We start from the raw sequence: 17,431 nt of genomic DNA, 5'->3' as shown, positions 1-17,431 counted from the left end.
TACGGCGGTTATAGCGGCAGGGAAACACCCGGTTACATTCCGAACCCGGAAGTTAAGCCTGCCAGCGCCGATGGTACTGCACCGGGGACGGTGTGGGAGAGTAGGACGCCGCCGGACAATCTTTGTGGAGGGCCATCCCATTGGGGTGGCCCTTCCTCATTTTCTGGGGGGTTGACCATCACCCCCCCTTTTTTTGTTTGTGGTGTTGGGGGTTGCCCCGGCTGTGGTTGGCCGGGGCTTTCGCATGTCTGGGGTTGGCGTGTCCGGGCTTTCGCGTATCGGACCCACCCGACTCCAACAGCCGTCCGCTGCCCGCGTCGTGGAGCAGCCCGTGCTCAGATCACCCGCACCGCGTACCGCCTCGTGAAGGGGCGGCCACGAGTTCCCGTACGCTGAGGGTCGTGGAATATCGAGCCGTCGAGCAAGCGATCATGGCACGGGGAGTGGAGTGGGATTTCAGCCCCACTCTTGACCGGATCACCGCGCTGATGGAGATCCTCGGCGACCCCCAGCATTCGTACAAGGTCGTTCATGTCGCGGGCACCAACGGGAAGACGAGCACCGCGCGCATGGTCGAGGCTCTGCTGCGCGAGCGTAACCTGCGGGTGGGCCGCTACACGAGCCCTCATCTGCAGTCGATGCGCGAGCGCATCTCGATCGACGGCGAGCCCCTGTCGGAGGAGCGGTTCGCCGAGGTGTACCAGGACGTCGCCCCCTACCTCGAGATGATCGACGCCAGGGTGGGCAAGCTGAGTTTCTTCGAGGTGCTGACGGCGATGGCGTTCGCGGCATTCGCGGACGCCCCCGTGGACGTCGCCGTGGTTGAGACCGGCATGGGCGGCACCTGGGACGCGACGAACGTCGCTGACGGAACGGTCGCCGTCATCACGCCCATCTCGCTCGATCACACGGACTACCTCGGTCCGGACATCGCGACGATCGCCGGTGAGAAGGCCGGCATCATCAAGCCGAAGGCGACGGCCATGCTGGCGCAGCAGGCGCTGCCGGCCGCCGAGGTGCTGATGCGGCGCGCGGCCGAGGTCGGTGCGGTGGTCGCCCGCGAGGGGCTGGAGTTCGGGGTGCTGAATCGCGAGCTCGCCTTGGGCGGCCAGATGCTCCAGCTCAGAGGCTTGAAGGGCGTTTACGAGGACGTGTTCCTGCCGTTGTACGGCGCGCATCAGGCGGGTAACGCCGTGGGCGCCCTGGCCGCGGTGGAGGCTCTGACGGCCGGCGACGACCCGCTGGGCGATGAGGTCGTACGGCAGGCCTTCGCCCAGGTGAGCAGCCCCGGGCGGTTGGAGATCGTGCGACGGGGCCCGACCGTCCTGATCGACGCGGCGCACAATCCCGCGGGCATGGAGGCCACGGTCGAGGCGCTGACCGAGGCGTTCGGATTCACCCGGCTCGTCGCCGTGGTGGCCATGATGGCGGACAAGGACGTGGACACGATTTTGGAACTACTGGAGCCGGTGGCCGAGGAGATCGTGGTCACCCGCAACTCCTCGCCTCGATCGCTGAGCCCGGACGACCTCGCGGCGCGGGCGGAGGCCGTGTTCGGCCAGGATCGCGTCCACATCGAGGACCGGCTCGATGACGCCATCGACAGGGGCGTCGCGCTGGCCGACCAGGGCGACGAGTTCGGCTCCGGTGTCCTCATCACCGGTTCGGTCGTGACGGCGGGCGACGCGCGCATTCTCCTCAGGGCCGCCAAGTGAGCAGCGTCGTGTTCGAGGTGACCCCCGGCATGCGCCGGCTCTGCGCGACCGTCCTCGGGATGCAGGCGATCGTCGTCGCGCTCATCAGCCCTGTCGCGATCACCATCAACCACGTGTCCACGCCGCTCGCGCTGACCGTCGGGCTCGGGCTGGCCGTCCTGTGCGTGGTGGTCGCCGGCCTGCTGAAACGCCCGTACGCGTACATTGCGGGCACTGGGCTTGAAATCCTGACAATCGCTACAGGATTCCTGGTCCCGGTCATGTTCTTCCTCGGAGTGATCTTCACTGCCCTGTGGATAACGGCCATCTTCGTCGCTCGCCGTGTCGAAGGGGCAACGAAGCGCTAAAGTCGGCAACCATGGCCGTCCCTCCCGTACCGCAGGCACGGACCGCCGTGCCGGTCCGTGCCGTGCGCGTCCCCCTGCTGGTCGACGTCGTCATCGGGCTACTCACCCTGGTGGCCCTTCCGCTCGCGCTCGTCGCCATCCCGAACACGATCTCCGTCGTGGCGGCGCTGCTGCCGCCGGGCATGTCGCAGGTCGAGATGATCCGCGCGCATGGCCTTGCGCTGCCCGCCATGCTGGTGACCGTGCCGCTCGCCGCGGTGGCGGTGCGCAGGTTCCGCGCGGCGCCGATCCTTGTGGCGGGTCTCACGCTGCTCGCGCTCGCCGACGTCGCCGGGGGCTACACCGACACCGTCACGCTCGTCGGCGTGCTGCGGGTGCTCCACGGGATCGGCGCGGGCATGCTCGTGCCGGCCACTCTGGTCGCGGTCGCCGAACGCCCCCGGCATCGGGTGCTGCTGCCGATCTGGGCGGGCGCGCTCGCCGCCTCGCTGCTGTCGGCCCAGGCCCTCGCCCTGTGGGCGATCCGCGACGTGTCCTCCTGGCAGGTCACCCTCCAGCCGTACCCGCTGCTCACGGGGGTGGCGCTGGCGCTCGCCGCGGCATACCTGGTGCTCTGGATGATCTCCGGTGACGGCGGGACGCGGGCCGAAGGGAAGATCCTGCCCGCGGGCCGGCCGACGTCGGCGGAGCGCGGGCGGCTCGCGCTGGCCATCGTGCCCGCCGCGGCCATCGCGGTGCTGGGCGTCGGAATCACCTTCGACTGGCCGCCGCGCCTGGTCGTCATCGCCGCGGCGGTCGTGGTGGTGGCGATGCTGGCCCTCGCGGCGCTCGGCACGTTCGAGGGGCTCGGCGGCCGTACGCTCGCCTTCGTCAACGTCGCGGTGGGGCTGGTGGTGCTGCCGACCGCCGCGCAGATGACCTACATCGAGCTCGGCGGTCCCCTGGGCGGTCCCGGCCTGAAGGGCCTGTGGATGCCGTTCCTGGTGGCCGCGGTGATCGCGCTTGTGGCCGCCGTTCTCGCGGGGCGGACGCCCGAGACGTTCGCGGCCCGGATGACGGTCCTCGGTCTCGCGGCCGTCGTCGCGGGGCTGGCCGCGATCAGGCTGCTGGTTCCGGCGCCGTCGGGCACGCCGCTGGTGGTGCCGTTCGTCCTGCTGGCAGCGGGGTCGGCGGTGGCGCTGGTCGGCGCGTTCCGCACGGCGGGCCTCGGATCGGCGATGCTGGGGCTGTCGCTGTGTTTCCCGGCCGTGCTCGCGGGCTTCCTGCTCGGCACCGGCATCCAGGTGAACCGGCTGCAGGACGCCGCGGCGACCGCACAGGGCGACGGGAACGCCCTGGTCGACGGGTTCATCGACGCCTTGCACATATGGGCGCTGGTCGGTGGGTTCGTCGTGGTCGGAGTGATCGTGCTCGCCTCCGTCCTGACCCGGCGGGCCGCCGCCGCGTCGGTAAACGGTGAGGTGGTGATCCCCGCGCCGACGCCCTCGCCGGAGGAGGACGACAACATCCCCAGGGGCGCCGGCCCCGCAGACTGACACCACCCACCACACCGCCGCACACGAGCCGCACACGGGGACGCTGTCTCAGACGATCCGCCCAGCCGTCACAGACCCGCCGCCACACACCCGCCGTCACCGGGCTCGCCCGATCGGAGCGGCGTTCCCGGACCGGTAAGCTGCCGTTGCGTCGGAGCTCCTCAGCCGGAGCTCCCCAGACGCGTGACGAGTGGGCCTGCGATCCACCGGGCCACCGTGTACGGCGAGTCAAACGACCTTAGGAGAAGAGACCGTGTCCGAGCGTACGCTTGTCCTGATCAAGCCCGACGGGGTCCGTCGCGGCCTCATCGGGGACGTCATCGGCCGCATCGAGCGCAAGGGCCTCAAGATCGTGGCGATGGAACTGCGCACGCTCGACGCCGAGACGGCCAAGGCCCACTACGCCGAGCACTCCGAGCGCCCGTTCTTCGGCGAACTGGTGGACTTCATCACCGGAGGCCCGCTGGTCGCGATGGTGCTTGAGGGCCCCCGCGCCGTCGAGGCGTTCCGCGCCCTGGCCGGCCTGACCGACCCGGTGAAGTCCGCGCCCGGCACCATCCGCGGCGACCACGCCCTGGAGATCGGCGAGAACGTCGTCCACGGCTCCGATTCGCCGGAGTCCGCGGCCCGGGAAATCAAGATTTTCTTTCCGGACCGTTTCTAGTCTTTACCACGCGAGAGGCCTCGGTTCAAACCCGGGGCCTCTCGTGTTTTTCCAGGTGGTGACCGAGCTTAGGCAGGGGCACAGCGGTTTTTCCGGGGGCTTGAGAGGTCGATGTGCCCAGTCATGAGCACAGGCCGTTACGATTCGAATGCGATGCGTCATCCCGCACTCCCGCTGAACCCGGTAACCGCTAACCACCTGAAGGAAGGCTTCCTTCCGCATGGGCAGCAAGCTGACATTCCTGGGCCGTGACATGGCTGTTGACCTTGGCACGGCGAACACTCTCGTCTACGTCCGAGGGCGCGGCATCGTCCTGAACGAGCCGTCCGTCGTCGCCATCAACGTCACGACCGGAAAGATCGTGGCAGTTGGGATAGAAGCGAAGCGGATGATCGGGCGGACGCCCGGAAACATCGTCGCGATCCGTCCCCTCAGGGATGGTGTCATCGCGGATTTCGATGTGACCGAGCGAATGCTGCGGTACTTCATCCAGAAGATCCACAAACGGCGGCACTTCGTGCGCCCGCGCATCATCGTGGCCGTGCCGAGCGGCATCACCGCCGTGGAGCAACGCGCGGTGAAGGAAGCGGGCTACCAGGCCGGGGCCCGCCGCGTGTACATCATCGAGGAACCGATGGCGGCCGCCATCGGAGCCGGCCTGCCGGTGCACGAGCCGACGGGCAACATGGTCGTCGACATCGGCGGCGGCACCACCGAGGTGGCCATCATCTCGATGGGCGGCATTGTGACCAGCCAGTCGATCCGCGTCGGGGGCGACGAACTCGATCAGGCGGTCATCTCCTTCACCAAGAAGGAGTACTCGCTGATGCTGGGCGAGCGCACCGCGGAGGAGGTCAAGATCGCCGTCGGGTCCGCCTGCGTCACAGGCGAGGACTTCCATGCCGAGGTGCGCGGCCGCGACCTCGTCAGCGGCCTGCCGAAGACAGTCGTCATCAGCGCCGAAGAGATCCGCAGGTCGATCGCCGAGCCCGTCAACGCGATCGTCGACGCGGTGAAGTCGACGCTGGACAAGTGCCCGCCTGAGCTCTCCGGTGACCTCATGGACCGAGGGATCGCCGTGACCGGTGGCGGCGCCCTGTTGCGCGGCATGGTCGACCGATTGCGCGAGGAGACCGGCATGCCGGTCCACCTGGCCGAGAACGCGCTCGACTCGGTCGCGCTCGGCTCCGGGCGGTGCGTGGAGGACTTTGAAGCCCTCCAGCAGGTGCTCGTGCCGGAGCCCCGCAACTAAGGAGCGTCATGAGAGACACCCGCCGCGCCCGTCTCACGCTCGGAGTCCTCCTCGCCGTGGCGCTGATCCTCATCACGGTGGATCACCGGGCCGGGGACAACCACGTCCTCGGCCCGGTGCGCGACTTCGCGGGCGCCGTGTTCGGCAAAGTGGAGCGCGTCGGCGCCGCAGTCACCCGGCCGATCACCGGATTCGTCGGCATGCTGCGCGACGCGCCCTCCGCCCAGCGCGCCATCGCCGACCTGCGCAAGGAGAACGCGCGGCTCCGGGACGAGGTGTCGGCGCAGCGGCTCGACAAGGGGCGGGCCGAGAAACTGGACCGCATGCTCGGTCTGGCGGGGCTTGGCCGCTACCGCATCGTGCCGGCCCAGGTCGTCGCGCGGCGTACGGTCGCAGGTTTCGAGGACACGGTCGAGATCGACGCCGGCACCGGTGACGGGATCCGGCCCGACATGACGGTGCTCAGCGATGCCGGGTTGGTCGGCCGCGTCGTGCAGACAGGCCCGGCCGGCTCGACGGTGGCCCTGCTGAGCGACCCGGCCCTGTCCGCCGGAGCCAGGCTGGAGGGCGGCAACGAGCTCGGCGTCGTGAGCGGCCTCGGCGAGGCGGGCGGCGGCGGCAACCTCATCAGGTTCCGCCTGCTCGACTCCACCGTGCCGATCGGCGTCGGCCGCCGGATCGTCTCGTTCGGTTCTCAGCAGAGCAAGCCGTACGTGCCGGGAGTGCCGATCGGCGTGGTCGAGCGGGTCGACAACACGCCGGGTGAGGTGACCAGGACGGCCTACGCGCGGCCCTTCACCGACTTCTCCGCGCTGGACGTCGTCGGCGTGGTGGTCGCGGCGCCCAAGCGTGATCCGCGCGACGCGGTGCTGCCCGCGAAGCCGCCGCCGCCGAAGCCGCCCCGCGAGGACCAGCGGCGCGGTGACGACGGCCGCGGGCAGGGACGCACTTCGCTGGAGGCCGAGTGGGGGCTCGGCGATCGGGGTCGCGGCGGGGGCGACGAGTCGCGGGCCACGACCGAGCGGCAGGCGCGCGAGGGGCGGCCCGAGGCCGCGCCGGAGCGGCGTGGCCGGCACGGCACGCAGGCGGTGGACGGGGAGCAGTACGCCCAGGAGCCGCGTGCCCGCGAGCAGGACGCGCAGGAGCCGCGTGCCCGCGAGCAGGACGCGCAGGAGCCGCATGCGCAGGAGGCGCCCGCCGCACATGAACGACCCGCCGCCGTCGAGCCGCGCAATGCGCCTCGGCAGCACGACGGCGCCGCGGCGGACGACGCCCGCGGCGGGAGGAACTGACCGATGGCCCGCAACCTCCTCGCCGCGCTACTGCTCTTCGTCGCTCTGGTGCTCCAGGTCAGCGTGGTCAACCGGCTGTTGTTCTCCTGGGCGCCCGACCTGGTGCTGTTGACGGTCGCCGCGCTCGCGACCAGGCGCGGGCCCGTGCCGGGTGCGGTGATCGGCTTCTGTGGAGGGCTCGCCTACGACCTGCTGCCCCCCTCCAACCACACGCTGGGCCAGTACGCGCTGGTGCTGTGCGCCCTCGGCTACGTGGCGGGGCGTGTGGGAGAGCGAGTGCCGCTGCTCGCGGTGGCGGTGTGCGCGTTGGTCGCGCCCGGCATGCTGGCGGGCCTGGGCGCGCTGATCGGCGCCCCGGGGGTCACCTGGCCCGTGCTGGCCACGGCATGGCCTCGGGCCGCGATCTGCAATCTCGTGGCCGCTCCGCTGGTGCTCTGGGCGGTCAAGGTCACGCACGGCGGCCACCGCAGGCGTGCCGGTGGTGGCGAGCTCGTGCCGAGCTATAGACGGGGGACGGCATGACACGTTTGCGCGGACGCCTGCTCGTCCTGCAGGTGCTGGTCATCGCCATGATCGTGGTGCTCGTCGTCCGGCTGTGGCAGGTCCAGGTGGTGCAGGGATCGCGGTTCGTCACGGTCGCGACGGAGACGCGCACCCGTGAGGTGCGGGTCCCCGCCCTGAGAGGGGCGATCCTCGACTCCTCCGGGCGCCCGCTCGTGCGCAACCGTACGACGCTGGTGGTCTCCGTGGACCGCGGCCGGTTGGAGCGGATGCAGGACGGCGGCGACGCGGTCCTGCGGCGGCTGTCCGCCGTGCTGAAGGTGCCGCTGTCGAAGCTGAAGCAGGAGATCCGTGCCTGCGGGCCCGGCATCAGCCGCCCGTGCTGGCCCGGCTCGCCGTACACGCCGATCCCGGTCGCCAGCAACGTCAACCCGCGGGCGGCGCTGCAGATCCTGGAACGCCAGGAGGACTTCCCCGGCGTCACAGCCGACATCCAGGCGATGCGTGACTATCCCAACGGCAAGGACGCCGCCCAGCTCCTCGGCTACCTGCAGCCGGTGACGCAGAGCGAGCTGGAAAAGCGCGAGGGTCTCAAGGCCGACTACTCGGGCGTCGACCTCACCGGCCGCGACGGGCTGGAGCGCACCTACGACTCCGCCCTGCGCGGCGCGCCCGGTCTGCGCAACGTCCAGGTCGACCGGATGGGCAAGGTCATCACGGTCAACCAGCAGTCCGACCCGGTCCCCGGCGACGTCCTGGTGACCAGCATCGACGCCAACGTGCAGCGCATCGTCGAGAAGTCGATCGATCAGGCCATACGGGAGGTGCCGAACTCGGACGGCGCCGCCGCCGTGGTGCTCGACATCAAGACCGGCCGCGTGATCGCGATGGCCAGCCGGCCGACGTACGACCCCAAGGTCTGGACGGGCGGCATCTTGGAGAAGGACTACCGGCGGCTGCTGTCGGACAAGTCGGGCAAGCCGCTGGTGTCGCGGGCGATCGCCGGCGAGTACGCTCCGGGTTCGACCTTCAAGATCAGCTCGGCGTCGGCGATGATCGCCGACGGCGAGCCCCTGCACGGCACCTACCAGTGCCCGGGTTCCTACAACGTCGAGGGCCGGGCGTACCCGAACGCGGGCGGCATGAGCCTGGGCGCGATCTCGCTGCACGAGGCGCTGGTCAAGTCGTGCGACACCGTGTTCTACAAGGCCGGATACGAGGAGTGGCTGCGCGACGGCGGCAAGACGCCCAAGGCCAAGGTCAAGGAGCCGATGCCGAACATGGCCAAGGCCTACGGCTTCGGCAAGCGCACCGGCATCGACCTGCCCGGCGAGTCCGCGGGCCGCATCCCGACCCGGGCGTGGAAGCTCGACCTGTACAACTCCACCAAGTCGGAGATGTGCAAGCGCGCCAAGATCGGCTATCCGGACATGAAGGACCAGAGCCGGGCCGCGTTCGCCAAGCGGCTCGCCAACGAGAACTGCCTGGAGGGCATGATCTTCCACGCCTACGAGGCGGTCAACCTCTCGATCGGGCAGGGCGACGTCCTGGTCACCCCGCTCCAGCTCGCTCGGGCGTACGCGGCGCTGCTGGGCGACGGCAACGTGCGCAGCCCGCGTGTCGGCTGGGCGCTGATGCGTCCGGACGGCACCCTTAAGCAGGAGATCCCGGTCCCGATCATGGGCCACCTGCCGGTCAACGACGAGACCCGCACCTACATCCGCAAGGCCCTCAGCGAGGTCCCCTCGGACGGCACGGCCGCGGGTGCGTTCCGCGGGTTCCCGATGAACGTCGTCAAGATCGGCGGCAAGACCGGTACGGCGGAGGTCTACGGCAAGGAGGACACGTCGTGGTTCGCGTCCTTCGCACCCGCGGACAATCCCCGGCTGGTCACCGTCGTGATGGTGGCGCAGGGCGGCTTCGGCGCCTCGACCGCCGCGCCCGCGGCGCGGCGCATCTGGGAGGGGATCTTCGGCATCGGCAAGGGAGACGACGGCAAGCCGCTCAAGCCGGCGCTTCCGGACGGCAAACCGGTGACGCGGCTGCCGGCCATCAGCCGCGAAACGCAGTGAGGCGGACCTGCCATGACTGAAGCCCTCGGGGTACGGCGGAGGTCGTTCGCGAGCCGCGTCGTCGGACGGGGATCGGTCGTCTGGCGGATGGACTGGCTGCTGTTCGGCGCGGTGGTCGCGCTCGGCGCGGTCGGCACGCTGCTGGTGTGGTCGGCCACCCGGACGTGGTCGTCGATCGAGCCGACGGGCATGGCCAAGAAGCACGTGCTCAACCTGCTCATCGGCCTGGCCCTCTACAGCGCGATCGCGGTGACCGACTACCGCTGGCTGCGCGCGTACGCGCCGGTCCTGTACGGCATCGCCGTCATCGGGCTGATCCTGGTCATCAGCCCGATGGGATCGACGGTCAACGGTCACCACTCGTGGATCCTGCTGGGCGGGGGTTTCGCCCTGCAGCCGGCGGAGCTCATGAAGCCGGCGCTGGTGGTGATGCTGGCGCGGCTGCTGGCCCCGACGTCCGAGAAGGGGAAGACCAAGGACCGGCCGAGGGTCACCGGAGTCGCGCTGTCCCTCGCGGTGGTGGGCGGCGCGGCGGCGCTGGTCATGTTGCAGCCCGACCTCGGCACCACGATGGTGCTGCTGGCGACGCCCGGCGCGATCATCGTCTTCGCCGGGATACGCAAGCGCTGGGTGGTGGCCGGGGTGGTGCTCGCGGCCCTCGCCGCCATGGCGGTGTGGTCGCTGGGGCTGCTCAAGCCCTACCAGGTGGCGCGGTTCACCGCGCTCATCGACCCGTCGAGCGACCCGCGCGGCGTGGGCTACAACAGCACGCAGGCGCTGGTGGCGATCGGGTCGGGCGAGGTGTTCGGCAAGGGCCTGTTCCACGGCGGCCAGACCACGGGACGCTTCGTGCCCGAGCAGCACACCGACTTCATCTTCACCGTCGCAGGTGAGGAGCTCGGCTTCGTCGGGTCGGTCACCGTGGTGGCCCTGCTCGGCGTGGTGCTGCTGCGCGGCGCGCGGATCGCCCGGATGTGCGGCGACCGGTTCAGCGCGCTTGTCGCCGGCGGCATCGTCGCCTGGCTGGCCTTCCAGACGCTCGTCAACGTCGGCATGACCATCGGCATCATGCCGATCACCGGCGTGCCGCTGCCGTTCGTCTCCTACGGCGGCACGGCGACGTTCGCGAACATGACGGCGGTGGCCATCCTGCAGGCGATCCATCTCCGGTCGCGGCCCGGGTGACCTGTGCCCGCGGGCACGCGAGATCGACCCGGCGCCCACCCGCAGGGCGCCGGGTCCGGGCTCGCGGACGCGTGACGCGACGGTGTCGCCCACGCCGGACCACGCCGCCGCCCGGCCTCGCCGGGCGCGGGGCGGACCGGATCTGGCGCCCCTTCTGAGGATGGAAGATCCGCAGGGGCCACTCTCCGGAGCCGATACCCTGGATACATGTCTGTCGAGTCGTTGTTTCCCCGCCTGGAGCCGCTGCTGCCCAAGGTGCAGAAGCCGATCCAGTACGTCGGGGGCGAGCTGAACTCGACGGTCAAGGACTGGGACGAGGCGACCGTCCGGTGGGCCCTGATGTACCCGGACGCCTACGAGGTCGGCCTGCCCAACCAGGGGGTGCAGATCCTCTACGAGATCCTCAACGAGCTGCCCGAGACACTGGCGGAGCGCACCTACGCGGTGTGGCCCGACCTTGAGGCGCTCATGCGGTCCGAGGGTGTCCCGCAGTTCACCGTGGACGGGCACCGGCCGGTTCGCGCGTTCGACGTCCTCGGGGTGTCGTTCGCGACCGAACTCGGCTACACGAACCTCCTCACCGCGCTCGATCTGGCGGGGATCCCGCTGGAGGCGGCGGACCGCACCGACGAGGATCCGATCGTACTGGCGGGCGGCCATGCCGCGTTCAACCCGGAGCCGATCGCCGGCTTCCTCGACGCCGCCGTCCTCGGCGACGGCGAGCAGATCGCCATCGCGATCTCCGAGGTGCTGCGCGAGTGGAAGGCCGAGGGCTCGCCCGGAGGCCGCGACGAGCTGCTGATGCGCCTCGCCTCCACAGGCGGGGTGTACGTCCCGAAGTTCTATGACGTCGAGTATCACCAGGACGGCCGCATCATGCGCGTCGTCCCCAACCGCGACGGCGTGCCGACGCGCGTGTTCAAGCACACGGTCATGGACCTCGACGAATGGCCGTACCCGAAGAAACCTCTGGTCCCGCTTGCCGAGACCGTGCACGAGCGGTTCAGCGTCGAGATCTTCCGGGGCTGCACCCGGGGCTGCCGCTTCTGCCAGGCGGGGATGATCACCCGTCCGGTCCGGGAGCGGTCGATCACCACGATCGGCGACATGGTCGAGGCGGGGATCAGGGAGTCCGGCTTCAGCGAGGTCGGGCTGCTGTCGCTGTCCAGCGCGGACCACTCCGAGATCGCCGGTGTCACGAAGGGTCTCGCCGACCGCTACGAGGGCGGCCAGATCGGCCTGTCCCTGCCGTCCACCAGGGTCGACGCGTTCAACATCGACCTGGCGAACGAGCTGTCCCGCAACGGCCGCCGTTCGGGTCTCACGTTCGCGCCGGAGGGCGGATCCGAGCGGATGCGCAAGGTGATCAACAAGATGGTCACCGAGGAGGACCTCATCCGCACGGTCACCACCGCCTACTCCAACGGGTGGCGGCAGGTGAAGCTCTACTTCATGTGCGGGCTCCCGACCGAGGAGGACGAGGACGTCCTCGGCATCGCCGACCTGGCCAAGAAGGTCATCAAGGCGGGCCGCGATGCGACGGGATCGCGCGACATCCGCTGCACGGTCTCCATCGGCGGGTTCGTGCCCAAGCCGCACACCCCGTTCCAGTGGGCCGCCCAGTGCGACCACGAGACGGTGGACCGCCGGCTGCGCGCGCTGCGCGACGCCCTGCGCTCCGACAAGGAGTACGGCAGGGCCATCGGCTACCGCTACCACGACGGCAAGCCGTCGATCGTGGAGGGGCTGCTGTCGCGGGGCGACCGGCGGGTGGGCAAGGTCATCCGGGCCGTCTGGGAGGACGGCGGCCGTTTCGACGGCTGGAGCGAGCACTTCTCGTTCGAGCGGTGGATGGCCGCGGCCGAGCGTGCCTTCGCCGACGAGCCGGTCGACGTCGACTGGTACACGACGCGCGATCGGGACGAGCACGAGGTGCTTCCCTGGGATCACCTCGACGCCGGCCTCGACCGCGAGTGGCTGTGGCAGGACTGGCAGGACGCGCTCAACACGGTCGAAGTCGAGGACTGCCGCTGGACGCCCTGCTACGACTGCGGTGTCTGCCCCACGATGGGGACGGAGATCCAGATCGGCCCGACGGGCAGAAAACTGCTGCCACTCACCGTGATCTGATGCTCACGGCTTATTCTGAAAGACGATCGACCGACAGCGGAAGGACGACGGAGCTCTGAAACCCGTTCCCGACGGGCCCGCGCCCGAACCCACCGTGCAGCGCCTTCGCGTGCGCTACGCCAAGCGGGGCCGCCTGCGCTTCACCAGTCATCGCGACATCTCCCGCGCCGTCGAAAGGGCGGTGCGGCGAGCCGGTATCCCGGTGGCCTACAGCGCCGGCTTCAGCCCCCACCCGAAGATCTCCTACGCGGGCGCCGCACCCACCGGAGTGGCGAGCGAGGCCGAGTACCTCGAGATCGGGGTGAACCGTCCGTGCGATCCGCGGCGGGTTCGCGACGACCTCGACGCCTCGCTGCCGCCGGGGCTGGACGTGCTCGACGTGGTGGAGGCGCGGGACGGGAACCTCGCCGACCGGCTGGAGGGCTCGATGTGGGAGCTGCGGCTCCCCGGGGTCGATCCCGCCGAGGCCGAGCGGGCGGTGAAGGAGTTCCTCGCCGCCGACCTGGTGGAGGTCGAACGTCTGACCAAGAAGGGAATGCGGCGGTTCGACGCCCGCCAGGCGGTGCGTTCGCTGGCCGTCGTGGAGGGGCCGGGAATTACGGCAGGTCAGGAGACCGTTCAACCGTGTGTCATACTTCGTATGGTTGTTCGGCACGAAACACCTGCCGTCCGGCCCGATGACGCGCTCATGGGTCTGCGTCTCGTGGCAGGCTTCGCGCCGCCGTCACCCCCAGCGGTGACCAGGCTGGCGCAGGGGCCGCTCGACGCGATGACCGGTGAGCCCGCCGACCCGTTCGCCTTCGACCGGGCAGGCGGAGACCGATAAGACTTGCCGCCGAGGCGCCGACAGGAAGCCCGGCGGACCGCGAGAGACGAGAGCCTCCGCGCGGCGCGGAAACGTGCCCGGGGGCTGACGGGAGAGCGCCCGCATGCTCGACAACGAGCCCACCGACGGGGCTGTGAGCCTTGACGGTGACACGACAACGGAAGAACGCGGCCAGGCCGGGGGGCAGGTTTCCTCCGGTCCGTCCGGCGCGTCCACGACGACCCCGCGCCGCCGGGCGGCGAGCCGCCCGGCCGGGCCTCCGCCCGAGCCGGACGACCTGCCGCCGCCGGTGACCACGGTGGCCGCGGCCACCCAGCCGAAGGCGGCGGAGAGCGCAGCGCCGAAGGCGGCAGGAGGCACTGCGCCGAAGGCCGAAGGGGGTACTGCGCCGGAAGCGGCCGAGCCGACCGCGCAGCCTCCCGCGCAGGAGGAGCCCGTCGCGAAGGAACGGCCCAAGCGCGTCACCCGCCGCCGCACGAAGACCGCCGAGGAGCCGGTTGCCGCGGAGCCGCCGGCCGCCCCGCAACCGGTGTCGGCCGCAGAACCGGTAGCGGCCACGGCTGAGCCGGTGACGGCCGCTGACGACGAGCCGGCCGTGCCCGCGCGGCGTCGCCGGACCCGCAAGAGGACCGACGAGACCGAGTCGTCCCCGCAGCAGGAGCAGGCAGGGGAGATAGAGCAGGCCGGGGAGAGGGTGCAGGCCGCGCAGGCCGAGGAGCCCGTCGCCCCGAAGCGCCGCCGCCGTGCCCGCGCCGAAGAGCCGGAGCCGGAACGATCCAGGGCGATGAGCGCCGCCGAGGCGGAGGTCGCCGCTGCTCTGCGGCTCAACCTCCCCGACGAGGAGCCGCTGGACGACGAGCCGCTCGACATCGAGGACGTCGACATGGAAGACGTCGACGACGAGGAGAGCGGCGGGCGGCCGGACGTGGTGGCCGATCCCTTCGGTCTGTCCGCGCGGCAGGCGTCCGTGCCCTCGGTGACCTTCCAGGCGCCGTCGGCGCTGTTCCAGCCGCTCTTCCAGGCCCCCGACCCGTTTGCGGTGCCCGTGCAGAGGCCCGCGGCACCCGCGGCCGCGCCGGTGCCGGCGGAGGACGAGGAGGCGGAGGCGGAGGAGCCGGAGGAGACCGAGGAGCCGGCCGAATCCGGCGAGGACGAGTCCGAGGGTGAGGGCGGCAGCCGCAGGCGGCGCCGTCGCCGGGGCGGACGCGGACGCGGTGCCCGCGCCAGGGACGCCGAGGACGGCGAGGAGCCGGAGGACGAGGGCGAGGAGCCCCAGGCCGCCTCGGCCGAGGAGGACGACCGCGAGCAGGCGGAGGACGACTCCGAGGGCCAGGCTGGCACTCGTCGCCGTCGGCGCCGCCGCCGCCGGGGCACCGAGGAGGCCGAGCTGGCCCCCGACGACCCGCCGAACACCGTCGTTCGCATCCGGGCGCCCCGCGCGACCAGGTCCACCTCAGTGGACGAGGTCCAGGGCGTACGGGGATCGACCCGGCTGGAGGCCAAGAAGCAGCGCCGCCGTGAGGGCCGTGAGCTGGGCCGCCGCCGTCCTCCGATCATCACGGAGTCGGAGTTCCTGGCCCGGCGCGAGTCGGTCGAGCGGATCATGGTCGTGCGCCGTCAGGGCGGCCGCACCCAGATCGCGGTGCTTGAGGACGGCATCCTCGTCGAGCACTACGTCGACCGGGAGGCCAGCCAGTCGTACGTCGGTAACGTCTACCTCGGCAAGGTCCAGAACGTGCTGCCCTCGATGGAGGCGGCGTTCGTGGACATCGGCAAGGGCCGCAACGCCGTGCTGTACGCCGGCGAGGTGAACTTCGACACCGCGGGGCTGGAGGGCCAGCCCAAGCGGATCGAGGCGGCGCTGAAGTCCGGGCAGTCGGTGCTCGTCCAGGTCACCAAGGACCCGATGGGCCACAAGGGCGCCCGGCTGACCTCCCAGATCAGCCTGCCCGGCCGCTACCTGGTCTACGTGCCGGACGGCTCGATGACCGGGATCAGCCGCAAGCTGCCCGACAAGGAACGGGCCCGGCTCAAGCAGATCCTGCGCAAGGTCATGCCGGAGAACGCGGGCGTCATCGTGCGCACCGCCGCGGAGGGCGCCTCGGAGGAGGAGCTCAGCCGCGACGTCGCCCGGCTGTCGGCCCAGTGGGAGAACATCCAGCGCAAGGCCAAGTCGGCCAGCCCGCCGGAGTTGCTGTCCGGCGAGCCCGACCTGACCATCCGGGTGATCCGCGACGTTTTCAATGAGGACTTCGGCTCCCTGGTCGTCGAGGGCGACGAGGTGTGGACGACGGTGGACGAGTATGTCCGCTACGTCGCCCCGCACCTGGCCGAGCGGCTGTCGAAGTGGGAGGAGGGGACCGATGCGTTCTCCGCCTACCGCATCGACGAGCAGATCGCCAAGGCGATGGAGCGCAAGGTGTGGCTGCCGTCCGGCGGCTCGCTGGTGATCGACAGGACCGAGGCGATGACCGTCGTCGACGTCAACACCGGCAAGTTCACCGGGCAGGGCGGCAATCTCGAGGAGACCGTCACCCGCAACAACCTGGAGGCGGCCGAGGAGATCGTCCGCCAGCTCAGGCTGCGGGACATCGGCGGCATCATCGTGATCGACTTCATCGACATGGTTTTGGAGAGCAACCGTGACCTGGTGCTCCGGCGGCTGCTGGAGTGCCTGGCGCGGGACCGGACGAAGCACCAGGTGGCCGAGGTCACCTCGCTCGGCCTGGTGCAGATGACGCGCAAGCGGGTCGGTCAGGGCCTGCTGGAGGCGTTCTCCACGCCATGCGACTGCTGCCACGGGCGCGGGATCATCGTGTCGACCGAGCCGGTCGAGGCGAAGCCCGAGCCACGCGGCACGCAGGGCAAGATGGCCATCGAGAAAGCGGTGGCCGAAAAGGTGGGAGCAGGCGACGGTTCCGTCGCCGTGGCGGCAGGCTCGGTGCGCCAGAGCGTCACCGACGCCATCGACGCCGATTCCACCGACTCCGACGGGGGCGACAGCTCCGTGTCGTCTTCCCGGGGACGGCGACGTTCCCGCAGGAAGACGGCGGAGTAACGACCTCGTCATCCGGCGATCCGCTCGGTTCGACCTGGGTACCGGCTATCCGGTACTCTGGTCAACCGGTGCGCCTGGTGTTGGCGTGCCTGGCTTCGCGCGCCTGCCCGGATCGCCGGTCGTGTATCGACAGCAGCTGGATGCGGGGCGCGGCATCTCAGCATTTAGCCAGTAGAAGGGTTCCGCGGTGTACGCGATCGTTCGTTGCGGCGGCAGGCAGCAGAAGGTCTCCGTCGGGGACGTCCTCGAGGTGGACAAGGTCGCCGGAGAGGTTGGCTCCTCGGTGTCGCTGCCGGCGGTGCTCGTCGTCAACGACGGCGATGTCACCACCGACGCTGCCACGCTTTCCCGGTTCCAGGTGACCGCCGAGATTCTCGGCGAGACCAAGGGACCGAAGATCCGGATTCTGAAGTACAAGAACAAGACCGGATACAAGAAGCGCCAGGGTCACCGCCAGCGGTACACCCAGGTCAAGGTCACCGGCATCAACCCCGGACAGTAGTTTCCCGGGGGACGACCCCCGCTTACCCCCGAAAGGGAGTGAACCATGGCACACAAGAAGGGCGCCTCGTCCACCCGGAACGGCCGTGACTCGAACGCTCAGCGCCTCGGTGTGAAGCGTTTCGGCGGTCAGCTGGTGAACGCGGGCGAGATCATCGTCCGTCAGCGCGGCACGCACTTCCACCCCGGCGACAACGTCGGCCGTGGTGGCGACGACACGCTGTTCGCCCTGGCCACCGGCCGGGTGCAGTTCGGCACCAAGCGCGGTCGCCGCGCGGTGAGCATCGTCCCGGCCGCGGAGTAGATCCGCCCGGGACACCAATAAGCAGCGCGATGAGGCGGATCGAGCATTC

14 protein-coding genes and 1 rRNA gene are annotated in these 17,431 nt (G+C 70.4%); all 15 read left to right on the top strand.

The window, feature by feature from the left end; genetic code table 11:
* The 15 genes from rrf to rpmA all read left to right on the top strand — a co-directional run bounded on the left by rrf (position 1) and on the right by rpmA (position 17,382).
* Positions 1 to 117 (top strand): 5S ribosomal RNA (gene rrf / locus FLX07_RS23145).
* A gap of 314 nt (positions 118 to 431) precedes the next feature.
* Entirely contained in the window at positions 432 to 1,715 is a 1,284-nt protein-coding gene (locus FLX07_RS23140) for a bifunctional folylpolyglutamate synthase/dihydrofolate synthase (RefSeq protein WP_142573317.1), read from the top strand.
* Positions 1,712 to 2,062 carry a DUF4233 domain-containing protein gene (locus FLX07_RS23135; RefSeq protein ID WP_229689893.1) on the top strand — a complete coding sequence of 117 codons (351 nt, stop codon included), beginning with the start codon at positions 1,712 to 1,714 and terminating at the stop codon, positions 2,060 to 2,062. Before FLX07_RS23140 ends, FLX07_RS23135 begins: the two co-directional genes overlap by 4 nt.
* A gap of 11 nt (positions 2,063 to 2,073) precedes the next feature.
* Entirely contained in the window at positions 2,074 to 3,597 is a 1,524-nt protein-coding gene (locus tag FLX07_RS23130) for a hypothetical protein (RefSeq protein WP_142573263.1), read from the top strand.
* Between the two features lie 253 nt (positions 3,598 to 3,850).
* On the top strand, positions 3,851 to 4,261 hold the full coding sequence (gene ndk, locus FLX07_RS23125) for a nucleoside-diphosphate kinase (protein WP_142573261.1): 411 nt from the start codon (positions 3,851 to 3,853) through the stop codon (positions 4,259 to 4,261).
* Between the two features lie 220 nt (positions 4,262 to 4,481).
* The gene (locus FLX07_RS23120) at positions 4,482 to 5,513 is read left to right on the top strand and encodes a rod shape-determining protein (protein ID WP_142573259.1); all 1,032 of its coding nucleotides are present in this window, start codon (positions 4,482 to 4,484) and stop codon (positions 5,511 to 5,513) included.
* An 8-nt stretch (positions 5,514 to 5,521) separates the two neighbouring features.
* Positions 5,522 to 6,805, top strand: coding sequence for a rod shape-determining protein MreC (mreC, locus tag FLX07_RS23115; RefSeq protein WP_189105048.1), 1,284 nt, complete (start codon positions 5,522 to 5,524; stop codon positions 6,803 to 6,805).
* Between the two features lie 3 nt (positions 6,806 to 6,808).
* Positions 6,809 to 7,327: a rod shape-determining protein MreD gene (gene mreD, locus FLX07_RS23110; protein WP_142573257.1), complete on the top strand. Its 519-nt coding sequence runs from the start codon at positions 6,809 to 6,811 to the stop codon at positions 7,325 to 7,327.
* A complete protein-coding gene (gene mrdA / locus FLX07_RS23105) occupies positions 7,324 to 9,378 on the top strand; it encodes a penicillin-binding protein 2 (RefSeq protein WP_142573254.1) in 2,055 nt (684 codons plus the stop codon). The genes mreD and mrdA overlap by 4 nt, the downstream gene beginning before the upstream one ends.
* A gap of 12 nt (positions 9,379 to 9,390) precedes the next feature.
* Positions 9,391 to 10,563, top strand: a complete 1,173-nt coding sequence (rodA, locus tag FLX07_RS23100; protein ID WP_142573252.1) for a rod shape-determining protein RodA — start codon at positions 9,391 to 9,393, stop codon at positions 10,561 to 10,563.
* Positions 10,564 to 10,770: 207 nt separating this feature from the next.
* Positions 10,771 to 12,693: a TIGR03960 family B12-binding radical SAM protein gene (locus FLX07_RS23095; protein ID WP_142573251.1), complete on the top strand. Its 1,923-nt coding sequence runs from the start codon at positions 10,771 to 10,773 to the stop codon at positions 12,691 to 12,693.
* Between the two features lie 109 nt (positions 12,694 to 12,802).
* Positions 12,803 to 13,519, top strand: a complete 717-nt coding sequence (locus FLX07_RS23090; protein ID WP_229689892.1) for a TIGR03936 family radical SAM-associated protein — start codon at positions 12,803 to 12,805, stop codon at positions 13,517 to 13,519.
* Positions 13,520 to 13,622: 103 nt separating this feature from the next.
* On the top strand, positions 13,623 to 16,577 hold the full coding sequence (locus FLX07_RS23085; protein WP_142573247.1) for an Rne/Rng family ribonuclease: 2,955 nt from the start codon (positions 13,623 to 13,625) through the stop codon (positions 16,575 to 16,577).
* Between the two features lie 187 nt (positions 16,578 to 16,764).
* Positions 16,765 to 17,079 (top strand): 50S ribosomal protein L21, encoded by a 315-nt coding sequence (gene rplU / locus FLX07_RS23080; RefSeq protein WP_030505848.1) that lies wholly within the window; start codon positions 16,765 to 16,767, stop codon positions 17,077 to 17,079.
* 45 nt (positions 17,080 to 17,124) lie between these two features.
* Positions 17,125 to 17,382, top strand: a complete 258-nt coding sequence (gene rpmA / locus FLX07_RS23075; protein ID WP_030505847.1) for a 50S ribosomal protein L27 — start codon at positions 17,125 to 17,127, stop codon at positions 17,380 to 17,382.
* The last annotated feature ends 49 nt before the right edge of the window (positions 17,383 to 17,431 follow it).

Origin of the sequence: Microbispora bryophytorum, from assembly GCF_006874465.1 — a bacterium.
GTDB lineage: Bacteria > Actinomycetota > Actinomycetes > Streptosporangiales > Streptosporangiaceae > Microbispora > Microbispora bryophytorum.
The sequence above is the reverse complement of the archived record's forward strand: the minus strand, read 5'-3'. Positions and strand labels throughout refer to the sequence as shown.

What these genes read in the sequence shown, in the direction of transcription:
- FLX07_RS23140 (WP_142573317.1), top strand. Translation starts at nt 432, where the DNA reads ATGGCACGGGGAGTGGAGTGGGATTTCAGCCCCACTCTTGACCGGATC.
- FLX07_RS23130 (WP_142573263.1), top strand. Translation starts at nt 2,074, where the DNA reads ATGGCCGTCCCTCCCGTACCGCAGGCACGGACCGCCGTGCCGGTCCGT.
- FLX07_RS23120 (WP_142573259.1), top strand. Translation starts at nt 4,482, where the DNA reads ATGGGCAGCAAGCTGACATTCCTGGGCCGTGACATGGCTGTTGACCTT.
- mreC (WP_189105048.1), top strand. Translation starts at nt 5,522, where the DNA reads ATGAGAGACACCCGCCGCGCCCGTCTCACGCTCGGAGTCCTCCTCGCC.
- mreD (WP_142573257.1), top strand. Translation starts at nt 6,809, where the DNA reads ATGGCCCGCAACCTCCTCGCCGCGCTACTGCTCTTCGTCGCTCTGGTG.
- mrdA (WP_142573254.1), top strand. Translation starts at nt 7,324, where the DNA reads ATGACACGTTTGCGCGGACGCCTGCTCGTCCTGCAGGTGCTGGTCATC.
- rodA (WP_142573252.1), top strand. Translation starts at nt 9,391, where the DNA reads ATGACTGAAGCCCTCGGGGTACGGCGGAGGTCGTTCGCGAGCCGCGTC.
- FLX07_RS23095 (WP_142573251.1), top strand. Translation starts at nt 10,771, where the DNA reads ATGTCTGTCGAGTCGTTGTTTCCCCGCCTGGAGCCGCTGCTGCCCAAG.
- FLX07_RS23085 (WP_142573247.1), top strand. Translation starts at nt 13,623, where the DNA reads ATGCTCGACAACGAGCCCACCGACGGGGCTGTGAGCCTTGACGGTGAC.
- rpmA (WP_030505847.1), top strand. Translation starts at nt 17,125, where the DNA reads ATGGCACACAAGAAGGGCGCCTCGTCCACCCGGAACGGCCGTGACTCG.